The 20207-nt window shown below is 45.8% G+C and carries 19 protein-coding genes; 18 read left to right on the top strand and 1 reads right to left on the bottom strand.

Annotation, left to right across the window (positions count from 1 at the left end; genetic code table 11):
- The first annotated feature begins 41 nt into the window (after nt 1–41).
- The 5 genes from rfbD (at nt 42) to WJM45_RS06545 (ending at nt 5514) form a co-directional block, all read left to right on the top strand.
- On the top strand, nt 42–962 hold the full coding sequence (gene rfbD, locus WJM45_RS06565) for a dTDP-4-dehydrorhamnose reductase (protein WP_341328167.1): 921 nt from the start codon (nt 42–44) through the stop codon (nt 960–962).
- On the top strand, nt 959–1879 hold the full coding sequence (gene rfbA, locus WJM45_RS06560; RefSeq protein WP_341328166.1) for a glucose-1-phosphate thymidylyltransferase RfbA: 921 nt from the start codon (nt 959–961) through the stop codon (nt 1877–1879). The genes rfbD and rfbA overlap by 4 nt, the downstream gene beginning before the upstream one ends.
- Nucleotides 1879–2427, top strand: coding sequence for a dTDP-4-dehydrorhamnose 3,5-epimerase (rfbC, locus tag WJM45_RS06555; RefSeq protein ID WP_341328165.1), 549 nt, complete (start codon nt 1879–1881; stop codon nt 2425–2427). Before rfbA ends, rfbC begins: the two co-directional genes overlap by 1 nt.
- An 880-nt stretch (nt 2428–3307) precedes the next feature.
- Nucleotides 3308–4576: a hypothetical protein gene (locus tag WJM45_RS06550; RefSeq protein WP_341328164.1), complete on the top strand. Its 1269-nt coding sequence runs from the start codon at nt 3308–3310 to the stop codon at nt 4574–4576.
- A complete protein-coding gene (locus tag WJM45_RS06545; protein WP_341328163.1) occupies nt 4573–5514 on the top strand; it encodes a glycosyltransferase in 942 nt (313 codons plus the stop codon). Before WJM45_RS06550 ends, WJM45_RS06545 begins: the two co-directional genes overlap by 4 nt.
- Nucleotides 5515–5818: 304 nt before the next feature.
- Here WJM45_RS06545 and WJM45_RS06540 read toward each other — a convergent pair whose 3' ends face one another.
- Nucleotides 5819–6409 carry a Uma2 family endonuclease gene (locus WJM45_RS06540; protein ID WP_341328162.1) on the bottom strand — a complete coding sequence of 197 codons (591 nt, stop codon included), beginning with the start codon at nt 6407–6409 and terminating at the stop codon, nt 5819–5821.
- A 256-nt stretch (nt 6410–6665) separates the two neighbouring features.
- On the opposite strand from WJM45_RS06540, the gene WJM45_RS06535 reads away from it, so the two are divergent.
- The 13 genes from WJM45_RS06535 to WJM45_RS06475 all read left to right on the top strand — a co-directional run bounded on the left by WJM45_RS06535 (nt 6666) and on the right by WJM45_RS06475 (nt 20206).
- The gene (locus WJM45_RS06535; RefSeq protein ID WP_341328161.1) at nt 6666–7208 is read left to right on the top strand and encodes a DUF3782 domain-containing protein; all 543 of its coding nucleotides are present in this window, start codon (nt 6666–6668) and stop codon (nt 7206–7208) included.
- Nucleotides 7209–7802: 594 nt separating this feature from the next.
- A complete protein-coding gene (locus WJM45_RS06530; protein ID WP_341328160.1) occupies nt 7803–8699 on the top strand; it encodes an Rpn family recombination-promoting nuclease/putative transposase in 897 nt (298 codons plus the stop codon).
- Nucleotides 8700–9269: 570 nt separating this feature from the next.
- Nucleotides 9270–10190, top strand: coding sequence for an Rpn family recombination-promoting nuclease/putative transposase (locus WJM45_RS06525; RefSeq protein WP_341328159.1), 921 nt, complete (start codon nt 9270–9272; stop codon nt 10188–10190).
- 209 nt (nt 10191–10399) lie between these two features.
- Nucleotides 10400–10537, top strand: a complete 138-nt coding sequence (locus tag WJM45_RS06520; RefSeq protein ID WP_341328158.1) for a hypothetical protein — start codon at nt 10400–10402, stop codon at nt 10535–10537.
- A 220-nt stretch (nt 10538–10757) separates the two neighbouring features.
- Entirely contained in the window at nt 10758–11981 is a 1224-nt protein-coding gene (locus WJM45_RS06515; protein WP_341328157.1) for a glycosyltransferase family 4 protein, read from the top strand.
- A 51-nt stretch (nt 11982–12032) separates the two neighbouring features.
- On the top strand, nt 12033–12380 hold the full coding sequence (locus WJM45_RS06510; protein WP_341328156.1) for a DUF4351 domain-containing protein: 348 nt from the start codon (nt 12033–12035) through the stop codon (nt 12378–12380).
- A gap of 670 nt (nt 12381–13050) precedes the next feature.
- Nucleotides 13051–14349 (top strand): AMP-binding protein, encoded by a 1299-nt coding sequence (locus tag WJM45_RS06505; protein ID WP_341328155.1) that lies wholly within the window; start codon nt 13051–13053, stop codon nt 14347–14349.
- A 68-nt stretch (nt 14350–14417) separates the two neighbouring features.
- Nucleotides 14418–15251: a sulfotransferase gene (locus WJM45_RS06500; RefSeq protein ID WP_341328154.1), complete on the top strand. Its 834-nt coding sequence runs from the start codon at nt 14418–14420 to the stop codon at nt 15249–15251.
- A 217-nt stretch (nt 15252–15468) separates the two neighbouring features.
- Nucleotides 15469–16287, top strand: coding sequence for an ABC transporter permease (locus WJM45_RS06495; RefSeq protein WP_341328153.1), 819 nt, complete (start codon nt 15469–15471; stop codon nt 16285–16287).
- 250 nt (nt 16288–16537) lie between these two features.
- The gene (locus tag WJM45_RS06490) at nt 16538–17119 is read left to right on the top strand and encodes a tetratricopeptide repeat protein (RefSeq protein WP_341328152.1); all 582 of its coding nucleotides are present in this window, start codon (nt 16538–16540) and stop codon (nt 17117–17119) included.
- Between the two features lie 71 nt (nt 17120–17190).
- A complete protein-coding gene (locus tag WJM45_RS06485; RefSeq protein WP_341328151.1) occupies nt 17191–18432 on the top strand; it encodes an ABC transporter ATP-binding protein in 1242 nt (413 codons plus the stop codon).
- Nucleotides 18433–18459: 27 nt separating this feature from the next.
- Nucleotides 18460–19164, top strand: a complete 705-nt coding sequence (locus tag WJM45_RS06480; RefSeq protein ID WP_341328150.1) for a TylF/MycF/NovP-related O-methyltransferase — start codon at nt 18460–18462, stop codon at nt 19162–19164.
- Nucleotides 19165–19186: 22 nt separating this feature from the next.
- Nucleotides 19187–20206, top strand: a complete 1020-nt coding sequence (locus WJM45_RS06475) for a polysaccharide pyruvyl transferase family protein (RefSeq protein WP_341328149.1) — start codon at nt 19187–19189, stop codon at nt 20204–20206.
- Nucleotide 20207 lies beyond the last annotated feature (1 nt).

Genomic DNA, 20207 nt, shown 5'->3' with positions numbered 1-20207 from the left:
AGCAACGAGTCACTTGCACCACAATTTCAAACAAAACTCTCATGAACTTACTATTATTAGGTAAAAACGGACAAGTCGGACGGGAACTTCAACGAACACTCCTCCCTCTTGGCCAAGTTAGCGCATTCGGCCGCGACGAAGCGGATCTGAAAAACCCTGATGGGTTACTCGGTTTACTGAAAGAACGCAAACCTGACATTATCGTCAATGCCGCCGCTTACACCGCTGTCGACAAAGCCGAAACAGACGAGAAAGCCGCATACGCAATCAATGCCGCGGCGGTCGATGTCTTGGCACAATACGCGAAAACCAACGGCACCTTACTTGTGCACTACTCGACCGATTACGTATTCGACGGCGAAAAAAAAGAAGCCTATCTCGAAACCGATGCCACCAACCCGCAAAGCGTTTACGGAAAATCGAAACGCGCCGGTGAAGAAGTCATTTTAAATAGCCGATGCAATACACTGATTTTCCGAACCAGCTGGGTATTTTCCGCACATGGCAATAATTTTATTAAAACCATCCTGAGGCTCGCCCAAGAACGCGATAATATGAATATCGTAGCCGATCAATTCGGCGCGCCCACTTGCGCCGAACTCATTGCCGATGTTACCGCTCATGCCATTATCGGTTATCGCCGCAATCAGTTAACCGGAGGCATATACCACTTGACATCCGGCGGCGAAACGACCTGGCACGGATTGGCCTGTTACGCCGTTCAACGAGCCCACGAAAACCGAATGCAACTTAAGCTTAAACCTGAAAACATACAGCCGATTCCAACCGAAGCCTATCCGCTTCCTGCCCAGCGTCCGAAAAACTCGCGTTTGAATACCGGCTCACTCGCCAATTCTTTAGGGTTACATTTTCCCGATTGGAGTTTGTATGTTGACCGGGTAATCAGAGAATTATGCAATCAAGATTTAAACCTTATGAACAAAAACTGGAGCAAACCATGACCGCAAGCTCAATTACCACTCAAAAACCGCCTCCAACTCGAAAAGGGATCATATTGGCGGGCGGTTCAGGCACCCGGCTGCACCCGGCAACACTTGCGATTAGTAAACAATTACTGCCGGTTTTCGATAAACCGATGATCTATTATCCGCTCAGCACGTTGATGCTAGCCGGAATACGCGACATCTTGATCATATCCACACCTCAAGACACGCCGCGTTTCGAACAACTACTCGGCACCGGCGAACAATGGGGATTAAACCTGCAATATGCCGTACAAGAATCGCCCGACGGACTCGCCCAGGCCTTCATCATCGGCCAGTCTTTTATCGGCAACGACTTAGCGGCATTGGTACTCGGCGACAACATTTTTTACGGTCATGACCTCCACCAATTGCTCGGTAATGCAATGAATCGCACCGAAGGCGCCACGGTATTCGCATATCATGTGCAAGACCCCGAGCGTTATGGCGTCGCAGAATTCGACAATAACGGCAAAGCGCTATCGCTGGAAGAAAAACCCCAACAACCTAAATCCAACTATGCCGTTACCGGCCTTTATTTTTACGATAACGATGTCGTCGAACTCGCTAAAAACCTTAAACCGTCTCCTCGCGGCGAACTGGAAATAACCGATTTGAATCGACTCTATTTAAACGAAAAAAAACTCAATGTCGAAATCATGGGACGCGGCTACGCTTGGCTCGACACCGGCACGCACGATTCGCTGCTCGATGCCGGCCAATTTATTGCCACGATAGAACACCGCCAAGGATTAAAAGTCGCCTGTCCTGAAGAAATCGCCTACCGGCAAAAATGGATCGACAATACCCAACTCGAACAATTGGCCCAGCCTCTCTCAAAAAACGGCTATGGGCAATATCTATTACGGATTCTTAACAACGAAAAGGTTTTTTGATGAAAGTCACACCGCTCGCAATCCCCGACGTCATCCTTCTCGAACCGAAAGTGTTCGGGGACGCCCGCGGCTTCTTTCTGGAAAGTTATAATCAGGAGTCATTCCGGCAAGCCACTGGGCTCAATCTGCAATTCGTTCAAGACAATCACAGCCGCAGCTCCAAAGGAGTCCTGCGCGGCTTGCACTATCAACTTGCGCCAAAAGCACAAGGCAAACTCGTTCGAGTCGTAAGCGGCGCCGTATTCGACGTAGCAGTCGATGTTCGAAAAAGCTCTTCGACCTTCGGTCAATGGGTCGGTGCCGAGCTCAGCGAAGAGAACCACCGGCAAATGTGGATTCCCCAAGGCTTTGCCCACGGCTTTGTCGTACTCAGCGAAACGGCCGATTTTCTATACAAAACCACCGACTACTACGCACCGGAACTCGAACGCTGCATCGCTTGGAACGATCCGACCATCGGCATACAATGGCCGGCAAACATCAACCCGGTTCTTTCCGACAAGGATCGAGAAGGAAAAGCGCTAAATGAAGCGGAATGTTTCGAATAATCGCCCGAGTTGTTTTTCGTTTTCTAAAATGAACTCTCGGTAAACTTGCTAGACAGAGGTTATCGATTATCTGGGAACGGTGCTGTTTGATAAGTCTGCGGATATTGAAAGTCAGTGGCTTCAATAATCGCGACGAAGGCGTCGCTCCCACATCGCTGTAATCCTTTGTGGGAGCGATCCCCTGATCGCGATTTCGAAGCCAGGGGTGTCTGCTGTTTCCCAAGCTCTAGCTCTCGTCTTTATACATAAGTATAAATATATCTAATTATGCAAAAAGTAGCGACCGAGCGCTAAATTGTTGTGTTGTCCGGAAAGGCTATTGGTGTTTGAGCGTTACTGGCTTCGATAGTCGCGACGAAGGCGTCGCTCCCACAGAGAGCGCATAAGTATCTACACATCTTTATCTTTTAATATCATGCTGTTATAAAGTTTCTTCTGGTTTTTTATGAAGATAGGGACTAAAAATTGAAGTTTTTAGTCTACTTTTTTATCCTAGATAACAGAAAAATTAACTTAACTAATTGTTTTATAAAGCTGAAAACTTGTGTAGATACCTATGCAGAGAGCGGCGGACGTTCTGTGGGAGCGATCCCCTGATCGCGCTTTCGAAGCCAGGGGTGTCTGCTGTTTCCCAAGCTCTAGCTTGGGAAACCGATACGTGAAGCTCTAGCTTCGCGATACAAATGAATAAGAAACAAATACCTCTACGGGACGGGTTATTTAACCCGTCCCCAACGTTTCGATTTGCACCAAACGCCTCGGCGGCTTTAGCCATGATCGAAACATTTAGGACGGGGCTGTAAGCCACGTTTTGCCAAGAACCCATTCCCATAGAGTGAAAGAGCACCAAACCCTTTTCCAGTAAAATTACAAGTAAACCATGCTAATCATTATCACCGTACTACTGACAATATGGACCTTCCTCGCCACAATCCTTTTTGTTTGGAAGCGCGATCTATTCTTAAAAACCTGGCAAGAACCTTATTTCGCCGATACGCCGATATTAATCGAAAGCGACGACTGGGGACCGGGCGGCGATTTTCATGCCGACCGTCTTGAGGCCCTGTTAAATGCCTTATCCGAACAAAAAGACAGCGCCGGACGCAGCGCCGTGCTGACCGCAGATGTCGTGCTGGCGGTACCCGATACCGCTGCGCTAGAAAAAGCATCCGGCGGCGAATACCCGAGAAAAATACTCGACCGCGATTTCCCCGACATTTATCGAACGATGCAAAAAGGCATCGAGAACGACGTATTCGTCCCGCAATTGCACGGATTGGAGCATCTGAACGGCGAAGCCTTCGTTAAGCTCTGCCGAAATAACGACCCGCGCACGGCAAATGCACAAGCCGATTCTCACTGGTGGGACTGGGAAACTCTCGACTCGCCTTTGCAAGGGCATTATGTCGATGGCAGCAACTTACCGACACAACCGGTCGGCACGGAAAAAGCGCGTAAAATCATCGAAACGGCCACCGAAACCTTTCAACGCTTGTTCGGTTATCCCACTTTAACGACCGTCGCCCCTTGTTATCTCTGGGACGACGACATCGAAGCCGAATGGAGCCGCCATTCGATACAAGCGATTCAAACAGCCGGCTACCGCTGTCCCGAAAGAGCGCACGACGGACGCTATATTCAAGACAAGCAATTGATCAGAACCGGCGATATCAATGCCTTCGGGCAAGTTTATTTAGTCAGAAACGTCATGTTCGAACCGGTCGACGGTAAAAACACGCCGGACAGCGCCTATCAAGAAGCGCTACAAGCCTACCGACAAGCTTTACCCGTTACGATTTCGACCCACCGCTACAACTTCACGCGCACTGAAAACGAATTCAAGTTTTCGCTCGCAGGACTGAAGATTCTGTTGAACAAACTGACGCAAAACTTACGCGGAACGCGCTTTTTATCCTCGGCCGAATTGGCCGAAGTTCTTCTTGCGCCAAACAGCCCCGTCGTCAATCGCTTCAATCAAAAAACCCTGCCCCCGATCGAACGAATCGAAGGCCCCGCCAAACTCGGCCCGTTTTTATACCGGCTATATTATCGACACCCGAAACTTGCCATGATCGGTAAAATAAGCGGTTTAATAGTGCCCGGCTGGCTAATTTGCCAATACACCCCAAAAAAATCCGTTAACTCATGAAAATCAGCGTCGTCATTCCCGCCTATAACAGCGCCGCATTCATTGCAGACGCCGTCTGGAGCATCCTGAACCAATCTCAGCCGGTTGATGAAATCGTCATCGTCGACGACGGCTCGACAGACGATACGCAAACCGTCGTCGAATCGCAATCAGGCCCTATTATTTTCATCAATCAGCCAAATCAAGGCCCTTCGACCGCTCGAAACACAGGCATCGATGCCGCAAAAAACGATTGGATAGCCTTTCTCGATGCCGACGACCAATGGACGCCGCAAAAGATCGAACGACAATTAAATGTCCTACAAAACTCTCCCGAGTTAGTCTTGATCGCCGGCGACATGGCCGAAATCGACAACAGCAACCGGATCATCACCGAATCGGTATTAAACAAACACAATTTGTTGAGCAAATTTCAGGCACTCGAAAACCGCCCTATTCCGAACGGCCTGGCCGAACTCGTCACCAAAAACTTCATCCCGACCGGTACTGTGCTGGTCAAAAAATCGGCGTTGATTGAAGCCGGCTGTTTCAATCCAAGCATACGTTTCGGCGAAGATTTGGAATGTTGGAGTAAAATCGCCGCGAAACATCCGATCGCCTGTATGCCCGACATTCTGATGCTGCGCCGACAACACGGCAACAACGCCACGCAACTAACCGCGCCGCTACTCAACGATCTGGCGAGAGTCATGACCTCGATTCGAAATTACGCGGCAAAAGACCTGTCATTACAGAATATCGACCCCGACCGGCTCGTAGCCGATGCCTATGCCGACTTAGGCTATTGGCATTTTAGCGAGTACGATTTGATCACCGCCCGGCAAGCATTTTCGGCCAGTCTCAAAGAAAAGCCCAGTAAACGCGCCCTGCTCTACTGGCTAGCCTGCTTAATGCCAGAAGGAATAATCAAGATGTTGCGCAAAATAAAAAATCTATAACTGACCAAACCAATCAACCTAAAAATCAGTCCTGATTAGCAAGATGCTTCAGCTTGCCGAAGCCAAGTGTCCGAGCGAGGCCCAGTCGTAGCCGCAAAAACTAAAATATGCTGTTACCCAAGCTCCAGCTTGGGTAACCTGTTCAGGAAGCTCTAGCTTCCCGACAATCAAGGCAGATTGAACGAGCGAGTCAGGGAATGTGCGGAGGTTGTGTCGGTCTCAGGAAGCTGGAGCTTCCGGTGTGTCTTTCCCAAGCTGGAGCTTGGGAAAGAGCGTGAACATCCCGGCGTGCGTTGGGAAGGCTTCATGAAAGCTCTTGTTGCTGCAAATAAGCAAGCATATCGGGAATCTGAACACGCCGATAGATATCGGCAACCGACAAAGTCAATCCTACGGATTCAAGCATAAATTCATCGCCTAAAAAATAATGCCGCGACAACCAATCGTTGCTGCGTCTGCATACTTCGACATCGACAAAATCCTGCTCGATCAATACCAACTCTTGTAAACTTGGAATCGATTGGTAAGCCATGCGCTTTATCGTTTGATCCATGCGGCGCGTCGATGACGACAACACTTCGACTAAAACCGTCGGAGAATCGGTGTAATAAGGATTCTCGGAACGATCTTCACAAACCACCATGACATCGGGATAAAAGAAATCTTTATCAACCTTTACTTTCACGTCGCTCGCAAAAGGTTCGCACGAATGGTTTTGCAAATGAACATGCAGAAGAACAAAAATATTACCGGCGATACGCTCATGATCCTTACTGGCACCCGCCATCGCATAAGCAACACCATCGATCAACTCATGCTTGATTTCCGAAGACAGCTCTCCCTGCAAATAGTCTTCTTCACCGATGCCCTGTTTAATTGCAACGTTTAACGCCATGACTAACCTCAGGTCATTATTCACACCCCACCTATCGTTCCCACGCTCCAGCGTGGGAATGCAGCACGAGACGCTCTAGCGTCTCGTACCGCTGGAGCGATACTCAGACATTCCCACGCAGAGCATGGGAACGAGAATGGTCGCGGAACTGAATACTCACAATCTCAGTAATTCCCGCTATATCTAAAAAACAATTATAATCATTGCATTAGATCATTGATAAAACGCTTATGTCAAAAGTATCAGGAGAGCCGCAATGACCACCGTAACCCGTGATGAAGTTTGGGAAATGTTTCGCGAAGTCGCACGCCGCTTAGAAGAAACCGATCGTAAATTCCAAAACACCGAACGTCTGGTTAAAGAAGTCAGCAAAAGCATCGGCGACCTGGGCAACCGATTAGGCGACTTCGTACAAGAAATGGTCCGTCCGGCACTTGTTAACCTGTTTCGCGAACGCAGCATCGACGTGCATGAAGTCCATCCGAACGTCTATGCCGAAAGAAACGGCGAATCGGCCGAAATCGATTTATTAGTCGTCAACGAACAAACCGCAATTGCCATGGAATGCAAAAGCCAAATGTCCATCGACGACGTCAACGAACATTTGAACCGACTGGAAAAATTGAAACGCTTATTGCCAAAATACCGGGATGTCGAATTAATGGGCGCTGTTGCCGCCATGGTCATGCCGAACGACGTCGCTCGATACGCATACCGCAAAGGCTTATACGTACTCGCCCAAAGCGGCGACACCGTCCTGATCCGCAACAACGGCAAATTTTCGCCTAAAATTTGCTAACAGCTTCATCCACTGTGGAAACAATCCCCAGCTGTAGGATCAATGCCATTAAGTTAAGGTCCTTGGAGTTTTACTCCTTTCTTTGAAAAAGAGTGGCTGGGGGAGATTTTTCCTCGTTCCCATCGCTCCAGCGTGGGAACGCATACCGATCTGGTTTCGGCAGCCAAGGTATGGATTCCCACGGAGGACCGTGGGAACCAGAAAAGGCTTAACTTAATGGCAGTGAGCTGTAGGATGATGGGTAGCAGCGAAGCGGAAACCCATCACTTTGTTTGGACGTAGGCACGATTTTAGTAACGCCTTTGGGGCAGATTATTCTGCTGTTTCCCAAACTCCTACTTGGGAAACCGGTACGTGAAGCTCTAGCTTCGCGATACCAGTGAAAAAGAGGCTAATGTTCCTTCGCTGGCAGCGATTTTATGTTTCCAACGAATTTTTAATGTGTTTGCCCTGATCTTAAGCGCCTTGCTCATAGAACCGGGTAGATACGCTCAGCGAGAATCAGAGGACGATGTCGGGTTCGTCTAAAGCATGAAAAAACCGAACAATATATATACTTCGCCATAACAACTCGCATAAAGCTCAATCCTTGCCGTGAAAGAAAAATATATCAACCTGTTTACCGACTTCGGTTTCAAAAAAGCGTTTGGTGAAGAAGCTAGTAAAGAGCACTTGATCAGCTTTTTAAACACCCTGCTGCCGGAAAAACACCAAATTCAAGAGTTGCAATTCAATCAAAATGAACGTCAGGGTGCTTCGGCTTTAGACCGTAAAGCGATTTTCGACCTCAGCTGTGTCAGCTCGACCGGCGAATACTTCATTGTAGAATTGCAAAAAGCTAAGCAGAACTTCTTTAAAGATCGTAGCGTATTTTATTCCACGTTTCCGATTCAACAGCAAGCCGAGCGAGGTGACTGGAATTTTAAGCTGGCTGCGGTTTATACGATCGGCATCCTGGATTTTGTCTTTGATGAAGACGAAAGCCAAGGCCGTCACGAAGTCGTGCATCGAGTCCAATTGAAAAACCAGCACCATCAGGTTTTTTACGACAAATTAACCTTTATTTATTTGACCCTGCCCAATTTCACCAAAACCGAGGATGAACTGGACACGCTGCAAGATAAATGGTTTTACGTGTTCCGCCACCTGCATGAACTGGACGAAATTCCGCCAAGACTGCGCGAAAGGGTCTTCCTGAGCCTATTCGAAAAAGCCCGGATCGCCCGCTTTCAACCGGAAGAACGCGACGCCTATGAATCCAGTCTGAAATACTACCGCGATCTAAAAAACGTAATCGACACGGCGAGGGATGAAGGTAGGGAAGAAGGAATAGAAGAAGGCCGGCTAGATGAAAAACGCAACTTAGCGATCAGAATGATCCGCCGGGAGATGAGCGATGAAGACATAGCAGAATTGACTGGGCTCAGCATGGATGTCATTGCCGAAATACGTGCTAACCCTGCGCATTTCATTTCAAATGAACCCTTATAAAAGTCGTGGTCAAGCGCATTAAAATAACTACCAATTAATAAGTAAAAGGGACCGGGTTCTGAGGTATCCCCTCAAAACGCTCGTTCCCATGCTCTGCGTGGGAATGCCGCTTTAGACGCTCTGCGTCGACTGCCTCGGGCAATTGGATTAAGAAACTGTAGAGAATACCTGGTTGCTCTTGTCGGGATTATCGACCTCTGGGGACGCAGAGCGTAGGAACTACGATGACCTCTGTTTGGCAAGTTTACCGATATTTGTGTATAACGAAGAGAGCTAGAGCTTGGGAAGGAGAGAAATCTGCTGTTTCCCAAACTCCTGCTTGGGAAACCGATACGTGAAGCTCTACTTCGCGATACCAGTGAAAAAGAGGCTAATGTTCCTTCGCTGGCAGCGATTTTATGTTTCCAACGAATTTTTAATGTGTTTGCCCTGGTTTTAAGCGCCTTGCTCACAGAACCGGGTAGATACGGTCGGCGAAAATCAGAGGACGATGTCGGGTTCGTGTAAAGCATGAAAAACCGAACAATATATACTTAGCCATAACAACTCGCATAAAGCTCAATCCTTGCCGTGAAAGAAAAATATATCAACCTGTTTACCGACTTCGGTTTCAAAAAAGCGTTTGGCGAAGAGGCCAGTAAAGAGCACTTGATCAGCTTTTTAAATACCCTGCTGCCGGAAAAACACCAAATTCAAGAGTTGCAATTCAATCAAAATGAACGTCAGGGGGCTTCGGCTTTAGACCGCAAAGCGATTTTCGACCTCAGTTGTGTCAGCTCGACCGGCGAATACTTCATTGTAGAATTGCAAAAGGCTAAGCAGAACTTCTTTAAAAATCGTAGCGTGTTTTATTCCACTTTTCCGATTCAACAGCAAGCCGAGCGAGGCGACTGGAATTTTAAGCTGGCTGCGGTTTATACGATCGGCATCCTGGATTTTGTCTTTGATGAAGACGAAAGCCAAGGCCGTCACGAAGTCGTGCATCGAGTCCAATTGAAAAACCAACACCATCAGGTTTTTTACGACAAATTAACCTTTATTTATTTGACCCTGCCCAATTTCACCAAAACCGAGGATGAACTGGACACGCTGCAAGATAAATGGTTTTACGTGTTCCGCCACCTGCATGAACTGGACGAAATTCCGCCAAGGCTGCGCGAAAGGGTCTTCCTGAGCCTGTTCGAAAAAGCTCGGATCGCCCGCTTTCAACCGGAAGAACGCGACGCCTATGAATCCAGTCTGAAATACTACCGCGATCTCAAAAACGTAATCGATACAGCGAGGGATGAAGGTAGGGAAGAAGGAAGAGAAGAAGGAATTGAAAAAGGAAGAGAAGAAGGCCGGCTAGATGAAAAACGCAACTTAGCGATCAGAATGATCCGCCGGGAGATGAGCGATGAAGACATAGCCGAACTGACTGGACTCAGCATGGATGTCATTGCCGAAATACGGGCTAACCTTGCGCATTTCATTTCAGATGAACCCTTATAAAAGTCGTGGTCAAGCGCATTAAAATAACTACCAAGTTAATAAGTAAAAGGGATCGGGTTCTGAGGTATCCCCTCAAAACGCTCGTTCCCATGCTCTGCGTGGGAATGCCGCTTTAGACGCTCTGCGTCGACTGCGGCGGGCAATTGGACTAAGGAATATACTTGCTCTTGTCGGGATTATCGACCTCTGGGGACGCAGAGCGTCCCGGGATGCATTCCCACGCAGAGCGTAGGAACGATGAAATCAATATCAATATCACTTACACGATCGCCAAAGAGCACACACAAGACTTCATCGAATACATCAAACAAATCTACACCTATCTAACTAAAACCGAACAACACTAACACACAAAACACCTACGGCTAATTTCGACTACAATAAACGTAATTATTCAGTCCCCTGCCTACAAATTAAATTCTAAACTTGGCTTCCCCCTTTTGACAAAGAGGGATTGAGGGGGATTTATTTAAAAAATCTCTCCTAACCCCTCTTTTTTTCAAAGAGAGGGACTGAATATTTACCAATAAACAAACCGTAAAACAACGACCGAATGGTGAGTAAAACATGCAAACCCCGCCCCCAAAACGCATTCTTTACGTAGAAAACGGCATCGGCTACGGCGGCGCTATCATTTGTCTTCGCCATCTGGTTCGAAATCTCGATCGGCAACGATACATCCCGATGGTCGTCACCGGCAGAACCGGTCCGCATTACAAAGAAATCGCCCAAGAAGCGGAATGGAAACACATAGCCGACAGACATATCGACATCGTCGGCGCGCATCGAAACATAGACCCCGCAACATGGCCCGATAAAATCCCCGGCTTACGATTCGTCATCAACCAAATACTTGCCAGAACGGACGATACCGCGAACTTCCTGCCTTTTTTCGTTCGATTGCTGTGGACTGCGAAAAACTTTAAAGCCGATTTAATTCATGCCAATAACGAACCGCTTTGTAACCGAGCCGCCCTACTCGTCGGCAAAATCTTAAACATACCCACCGTCTGTCACGTTCGCGGCGATCAAAAAGGCTCTCGTTTGATGGAATGGGCCTACAGCCTTTCCGACCGGTTGATATCGGTATCGCATTGGGTTGCCAAAAGCGTGCGGGAAAAACTACAATTTCCCGAAGACCAAATCGACGTCATCTACGACGGCATAGAATTGGAAAAACTGGACATCGAAGCCGACGGCAGCGCATTCAGAAAAGACCATGACATTACGGCAAACGATTTTGCCGTCGGCCTAATCGGCCTGTTAATCCCGTGGAAAGGCCAAGAAATGTTTCTCGATTCCGCCAAACTATTAAGAGAAAAAATACCCCATTTAAAAATGCTCATCATCGGCGGCACGCCGGACGATTGCCAAGCTTATGAAGCAGCGCTCCGGCAACGAGTCATCGACGAACAACTCGACGACATCGTCGTATTTACCGGCCATGTCGCAAAAATGGAACCCGTATACAACGGCCTCGACGTCATCGTATCGGCCTCGACCAGCCCCGAACCCCTCGGAACGGTCGTAATCGAAGCATTGGCAATGGGTAGACCGTTAATAGGCCCCAATCACGGCGGCGCCGCGGAAATGATGGAACATAACAAAACCGGCCTGCTATTCACGCCGAAAGATGCCTCATCGCTTGCCGAACAAATCGAAAGATATTACAAAGACAGTGAGTTGCGAACATCGCTAGGAAAAAACGCCCGGCAACATGCCTTGAAAACCTTTGACGTCGAAACGCATGCAGAAAAAGTGCAAGCGGTCTACGATAAGCTATTGAACTAGTCGAGTTAGACTATCTTAGCGGCGTATTGGCTGGAATGGGTCGAAACCATCATGGTCTATAAACTACCGCGATTGAGCCGCGAGGAGATACAAGCAATGCTAGGTTATAACGATATCGAACTAAAACAAACCCGCTTTTATCAGGATGTTTATTCAGAAGGAAAGCTAGAAGGCAAACTAGAAGGAAAGCTAGAAGGCAAGGCTGAGGGCAAACTAGAAGGAGAATCTACTATTATTCTCCGACTACTCAAACGACGATTCGGACCAATACCGAACGACGTTCAAAAACGCATCCAGCAATTGCAAAACACACAACTCGAAACACTGGCAGACCAATTATGGGAAATAGATAACCTCGATAAACTACGAGAACGATTGACACAAATCGGCACTGAATGAGATGGGGTTGCTGTCGCTCGTTCCCAAGCTCTCTGCTTGAGAACGCAGTTCGAGAAGCTCCGGCTTCCGGAGACCTACTAGACCGATTGAACTTGGCTCAGCTGTAAACGCTGAAATTAAAGGCCATTAGCTTCTTTTTCATTTTCGCGAAGCTAGAGCTTCACGTATCGTTTCCCCAAGCAGGAGCTTGGGGAACCGCGGAGAACAACCACAAAGATGGCCGCGCGAAACATAGTGATAAGTTTCGCTCGTTCCCAAGCTCTTTGCTTGGGAACGCAGTTCGAGAAGCTATAGCTTCTCGAAACCAATAAGCAAGAACTTACGTAAAGGTAAGTATTCAGACCCCGTTGGCAAATTACCGCAATTCAGGCGAAATTGTTAGCCTCCCCCTTTGAAAAAGGGGGATTGAGGGGGATTTATTTAAAAAATCTCCCCTAGCCCCTCTTTTTCAGAGAGGGGGACTGAATACTTACACGTAAAAGACGTGAAGAGCTTCCCAAACCGGAGTTTGGAAAAAAGCAAATAGGATCTGAATACTTACTTTTAAATCTCTCTTGGCCACTGCTTTCTTTATGCTACCTTTAAACCAGACCGCCACATTTTTCTAATAATACTAACAATGCATCCTTTCATATCCCGGAATATCGTATACCCCCTTCAAGAAAAACTCTTGAACAGACCGACTTTTCCTTATCTAAAAGAACTGGAAAAAACGCAATGGATGTCCCGAGCAGAAATCGAAGCGCTGCAACTCAAAAAACTGCAAACCTTACTGAAAACCGCCAAAGAACATTCGCTCTGGCACGCTAAACGCATCGAAGCTGCCGGCCTAAATCTGGATCAACTCACCCTCGCCGACTTACCCAAAATCCCGACAATGACCCGCATAGACGCCCAACAACACGGCCATGACATGGTCTGGCACGGCGTACCCGGCGGCGCATATCGCTACACCACCGGCGGCTCGAGCGGACAACCGCTGATTTTTTATTACGGAAGACAACGTCAAGCCGCCGACATGGCCAGCCGAATACGCGCAAGACGCTGGTTCGGCTTCAATGTCGGCGAACCGGAAGTCTACTTATGGGGCGCACCGGTCGAACTTAATAAAACCGACCGCATCAAAACGATACGCGACCGCTTGTTGAACCAACTCCTGCTCAACGCCTTTCAAATGTCGCCGGAAAAAATGAGCGATTACTTGAAAGCGATCGAAAAATTTCAACCACGCTGCATCTATGGCTACGCCAGCAGCCTGACCTTACTCTGCAAACACGCCCGACAAACCGGAAAAACGATCCAACTGCCCCACCTCAAAGTCGTCTGCACGACCGGCGAACCGCTCTACCCTGAACAACGGGAAATCATAGCCGAAACATTCAAAGTACCGGTCGCCAACGAATACGGAAGCCGCGACGCCGGCTTTATCGCGCACGAAAACGCACATCGACAAATGCTGCAAATGAGCGAAAGCAACATCGTTGAAATACTCGACGCGCAAGGCCAACCGGTAAACCCCGGCGAAACCGGCGAAGTCGTCATCACCGGCTTATGCTCCGAAGCACAGCCGTTCATTCGCTATCGAACCGGCGATATGGCATCATTATCGAACGAGACCGATAAAGACGGACGTGGTTTGCATGTCATCGAACAAATTCACGGCCGCAGCACCGATTTTCTGGTCCATCAAGACGGCTCTATCGTTCATGCATTAGCAGCAATCTATATTCTCCGGGAAACCGAAGGCGTCGAGCAATTTAAAATCATTCAGCATGACATCAATAATTTCGAGATTTTGATCGTGATCAACGACTATTGGGATAACGCTTCAGAAAAAAGTATCGAGGAAAAATTCAAAGCACGATTCGGAAAGGATTGCCAAACCGTCTTAAAACAAACCGATGTGATTCCCCCGGAGGCATCCGGAAAAACTCGACAAGTCGTTTCAAAAATACAGACTACAATTTAAGCATTTTCCGACGGCGACTGAAACAACAATTAAAAAACTTATCGCCCCATAAAATACGCTCGTAAACAATGAAAAGAAAACTCAATCACATCAAAAACGAATTGACTCGACGCATGTTTTTATGGGTTAAAAAAGCCTATTGGATGCTGCCGAAATTCAATCATTGTTCGCAAGAGCGAATATTTATCGCCGGCATGCAACGCTCAGGCACCAATATGCTGATGGATATTTTGGAAAAAAGTCTGGAGACCGACGTTTACCACGAACGCGATACCCGCGCATTCGACAATTATCAAATGCGCGATCGACAAACAATCCAGGGACTGGTCAAACGATCGCGCGCACCTAGGTTCATTATCAAAGCCCTGTGCGAACTTCAAGACCTGACCGAACTCATGGCATTTTTTCAACCGGCCAAAACCATTTGGATTGTCAGAGACTACGATGACGTCGTATCATCCATGCTAAATTCATTTCCAAACATGGAAAAACAAGTAATACGAATCGTTCATGGCGGCAGCCAGGAATGGCTGGGACGGGGAATGACGGAAGAAACCCGCACTATTTTAAAAGATTTGATCTCGGTCGGAATCGGCGATTCAACCGCATCGGCAATACAATGGTATTTCCGTAACATGCTATTCTTCAATCAACGGTTCCAACAAGACAATCGGGTACTTGTGATTTCCTACGAAGATCTGGTAACGCAACCGGAATTTAATGTTAAAAACATCTGCAATTTTATCGGTATCGAATATCAAGATCGCATGATCAAGGGGATATTTTCCAGTTCGATCAAACGCAGAAATCCGCCTGAAATCGATCCGAAAGTTCGCGAACTGTGCGATGGCTTACAAGCAATCTTCCAAAAATATTATCTGAGCTTGCCGGAGAAATTTTAGAATATGGTTGGAAATAATCATTGCATCCAAGCATGGTTACCGACGCTCCCCTCTTTGGAAAAAAGGGGTTAGGGGAGATTTTTTCAAAAGGGGGATAATTTGGGGCGAAATTCTTAAATTATCCCCAGCGCCCTATTTAACGACATTAGCAGCGACGAAATATAGCGAATACGAATTTTCTCAATCACCAGCACTTGAATAACACACTGACAAATCGATGGTTAAATTTACGATAAACCTGTTCAAATACCGCGAACTGATCGCCGCCCTAGCCTGGAAAAACATCGTTATCCGTTACAAACAAGCCTATCTTGGCATTTTATGGGCCGTATTGAAGCCTATAATGCTGATGCTGATTTTTACGTTAGTCAGAAGCTTTGTCGGCATCGACAGCGGCGATGTCCCCTACCCTATACTCACCTTTGCCGCATTATTGCCATGGGTATTTTTTCAGGAATCCGCTTCCGAAGGAGTTAACAGCGTCACGTCGAATGCCGCATTGATCAAAAAAATCTATTTTCCGCGCGAAGTTTTCCCAATCACTGCAATGGCGACCAAAATGGTCGAACTAACAATCAGCTTCGTCATCCTTGCAGGTATGATGATCTATTACCGGATGATGCCGACCGTTCAAGCCTTTTGGGTGCCGGCTATCATTCTCTATACGATGATCGTCGCATTGACGATCAGTTTTTTCGGTGCGGCATTAAACGTTTACTACCGAGACGTCTCGCAAGCCCTGCCGGTTGCGCTTTCCTTGCTAATGTATGGGTCGCCGGTCATCTATCCGCTCAGCTTGGTTCATAAAAAACTGATCGAAGAACAAGCCGCAGGCGTTTGGTCGGAAAAACTTTATACGCTATATACCTTGAACCCATTAGCCGGTATTATCGACAGCTTTCAACGCGTCATGCTGAAAGGCTTGCCGCCCGATTTCGATGCATTGTATCCCGGTGCGATATTGACTTTGGTGATACTACCGTTTAGCTACTGGTTCTTCAAACGCGCCGAAAACTGGTTTGCGGATGTCATCTAATGTAACTATACAGTCCCCCGGAAATTATCGTTCCCACGCTCCGGCGTGGGAACGCCTGAGTACCGCTCCAGCGTTACGAGACGCTAGAGCGTCTCGGTCTTCATTCCCACGCCGGAGCGCGGGAACGATAGTGGGTGTGAATAATTTCCATCTAATAAATTAAATGAATGCTCCATCACTTACAAATAACAATTGTTCGGCAAATGACATCAAAACATTTAAACAAATAAGTAACAACCAGGTCATTTTTATGATTAAACTCTTTCATTCAAGCGTATTGTCTATATTTCTGTTATTCAGCACATCGGCATTCGGCGCTTGGCCTAAAAGCGATGCAGATTTCAGCCGGCTACCGCCTTATTGTAAGGCGCGTTCGTCGGGTGATAAAAGCCAGCTATACCAAACTTGGAAGAAAAGACTGGGGTCCAATTTTATTCATTATCATCATTATTGCGCCGGTTTGCACAGTATCAATTTAGCCAACAGCAGCATTTCCAAAGATGAAGCTGATAAATTTCGGAACGAAGCATTAAAACAAATCGAATACGTCTTGACACATGGCAAACCGGATAGCTTATTGATGCCAAAAATACTCTACGATCGCGGCCAAATCCTTGAACGACTCGGCAACAATGCCGAAGCGATGCAAGCCTATCAAAAAGGCATAACATTGAACCCACGCTTGGCCCCCCTCTATGCAGCATTAAGCGACTTATTAATGAAACAAAACAATAAAGAAGAAGCCATTGCGATTTTAAAGAAAGGTCTCCACTACAAGCCGGATTCGAAATCACTGAAAAAGCGTATGGAAAAATTAAATAAACATAACTGATCATCCAACCCCTCTCTTTCATTAACACTAAAACCAACAGTCCGATTGACCCAATCGATCGTTAGAAAACCATGCCCATTATAGAAGTCAAAAACCTGACTAAAGAATACCAGCTCGGTCATTTGACCAGCCTAAAGCAAACGGCGTTGAATACGTTAAGACGGCTGACCTTTCGGCCCGTACACGAAAGGGAAAGCTTCAAAGCGCTCGACGACGTCAACTTTTCGATCGAAGAAGGCGAAGTGGTCGGCATCATCGGCCATAACGGCGCCGGCAAAAGCACGTTGCTGAAACATTTGGCCAACATCAGTAAACCAACCAAAGGCGAAGTGATCGTACGCGGCAGCGTCGCCCCGCTGATCGAAGTCGGCGCTGGCGTCAATCCGGAATTGACCGGCCGGGAAAACATTTTTCTGAACGCGGCGATACTGGGGATACCGAAAAAAATCGTCAAACAAAAACTGGACGAAATCATCGAGTTTTCCGAACTGGAGCAGTTTATCGATACGCCGGTTAAGCGGTATAGTTCTGGTATGACGGTAAAACTCGGGTTTTCGATTGCGACCAGCATGGATGCGGATATTTTGATTGTCGATGAAGTGTTGGCGGTGGGGGATTTGGCGTTTCAGCAAAAATGTATCGAACGCATGGAAAAACTAATCAAACACCAAGGACGTACGGTCTTGATTGTCGGCCATAATATACGTCAATTAGAAAGAATTTGTTCTAGGGTTATGCTGATGGATCACGGCAAAATTTCTCAAGACGGTTTACCGCGTGATGTATGCGGCATTTTTTTTAAAGAAGCGCAAGACAGAACCTTTAGTCGTCATCAATTGACCGACTCAGGGCAAATCATTCCGCAGCAAGATAGTGGCTTAATCGATGTCAAAAAAATCGAATTGCTGAATGACCAAGGTGAAACTATAAAAGAGGTAGGCTTACACGAACCGTTAACAGTTCGTGTAACGTTTGAATGCAAAAAAGCGATCGAACGCCCCGAAGTGGTTATTGGCATGCATACCTCGGATTTTGTTCATGTGCTTTCGGTGAGTAATGCGCTTCCCGATATTCGTCCTAAGCTTGAACTCGGAATACATCAAGTGACTTGTCGGTTAAGCGATATACCGTTGAGGCCTTTTTCTTATAGTTTGAGGTTGGCTTTTCTTGACCAATATAGAAGAATGCAGTGGTATGCTGAAAATATCATGCCTATTGCAATAGTAGCAGGTATATATGATATTACACGTCTACCAGAAGTAGGTTTAATAAATATAGAAAGTAGCTGGACATTTAAAAACGCAGAAAGATGAAATATATGAATATATGAGAAATTGAATATGAACCCTTTATCTACTTTATTAACTACTTTACGCCGTCATAAAGCAATTAAAATGATGGCTAGAGTCAAAGAGCAAAAACTGACTTATCTATCGGTGCAAAAAATGCAAGCACTAATAGATCGTCTGGTAGAAATAGAAAATAAGAATTTGCCTGGAATAATAATTGAAGCAGGATGTGCGCTAGGCGGATCCGCAATAGTGCTGGCATCTGCAAAAAATTGCAAACGCCCGATGCAAATATATGATGTCTTTGGTATGATCCCACCGCCATCTGAAAGGGATGGACCCGATGTACATGAACGCTATAATATTATTACTAAGGGTCAGTCTAAAGGTATTGATGGAGATGAGTATTACGGATATTTACCTGATCTTTACGATCAAGTTGTGAGAAATTTTGAGAAAAATAATCTTAAAATTTCCAAAAATAATATATCGATAATAAAAGGTCTAGTACAAGAAAAGCTAATAATAGCGAGTCCTATTTGTTTAGCACATATTGATGTTGATTGGTATGATCCAGTTTTTAATTGTCTCAAACGAATTGAACCTTATCTTGTTGCCGGTGGCTCAATAATTCTAGATGATTATCATGACTGGTCGGGCTGTAGAGAAGCTACCGATGACTTTTTTCAAGATAAACGACATAAATTTCAATTTGATACTACTGCCGGTTCGCTTACTATAACAAAAATACTCTAAATTGAGTCTTGGAGAACAAATTTTGTTAATTGGAAATAATTTCAATGCGTTATTAGAAACAAGAAAAATAATTCATAACACTTTAGACCCTTTAGTTACTAAAGGATGTTCAGGCATTTTAATAGATTTTCCTAATCATTCAAATGTTGGCGATAGCGCTATTTGGTTAGGTGAAATATGTTATTTTAAAAAAAGAAAATGCACCATAAAATATGTATGTGATTACAGAAATTATAAAAAATTAACAATAAAGAGGATAATAAAAAACACTGATGTAATTTTTATACATGGTGGTGGAAATTTTGGCGACTTATATCCACAGCATCAAGAACTACGTCAAATATTATCTATTGATTTTCCTAATAATCGCATTATTCAGCTACCGCAATCCATTAATTTTACGGATTTTAGTGGTTCAAATAGTTCTTTTGAAGTACTTTCTAGGCATAAAGATTTTCACTTATTAGTCAGGGATATAAAAAGCTATGAAATAGCTAAGAAACATAACATGAATTTAGTTTATCTTTGTCCTGACATGGCTTTAATGTTGGATATAAATCCACTAAAGATCAAAACTAAATCAACTGATATAGTTGTACTTTCAAGAACAGACAAAGAAAAAGTTTCAGCGTTTAAACCTGATGCACCCCTAAAAAATAAATACCAAATTATCGATTGGTTAGGGGAGAACTCACCAAAATACGAATGGTTATACGATTGGGCACATAAGCGTTTAAACTGGAATTCTAAAGTTCCATTATTTATACTTACGCATCTTGCAATTTTTGCTGCGAATGCAATGGCTAAAGAACGCCTTGATAGAGGTTTAAATATTCTTGGTCAAGGGCATGTTGTTATTACAGATCGATTGCATGCTCTATTACTATCTTGGTTAGGTCAAGCTCCCGTATACTTTGTAGATAATAATTACGGGAAATTGTCTAATTTCACTAACACCTGGCTTCATAACATCTCTAATATAGAGCAATGTGATGATTTTGAAGAAGCTATTGATTTAGCAATCAGAAAAATAAATATATAAA

It is taken from the genome of Methylotuvimicrobium sp. KM2 (assembly GCF_038051925.1).
Classification (GTDB): Bacteria; Pseudomonadota; Gammaproteobacteria; order Methylococcales; family Methylomonadaceae; genus Methylotuvimicrobium.
This window is presented reverse-complemented; position numbering and strand designations above follow the sequence as displayed.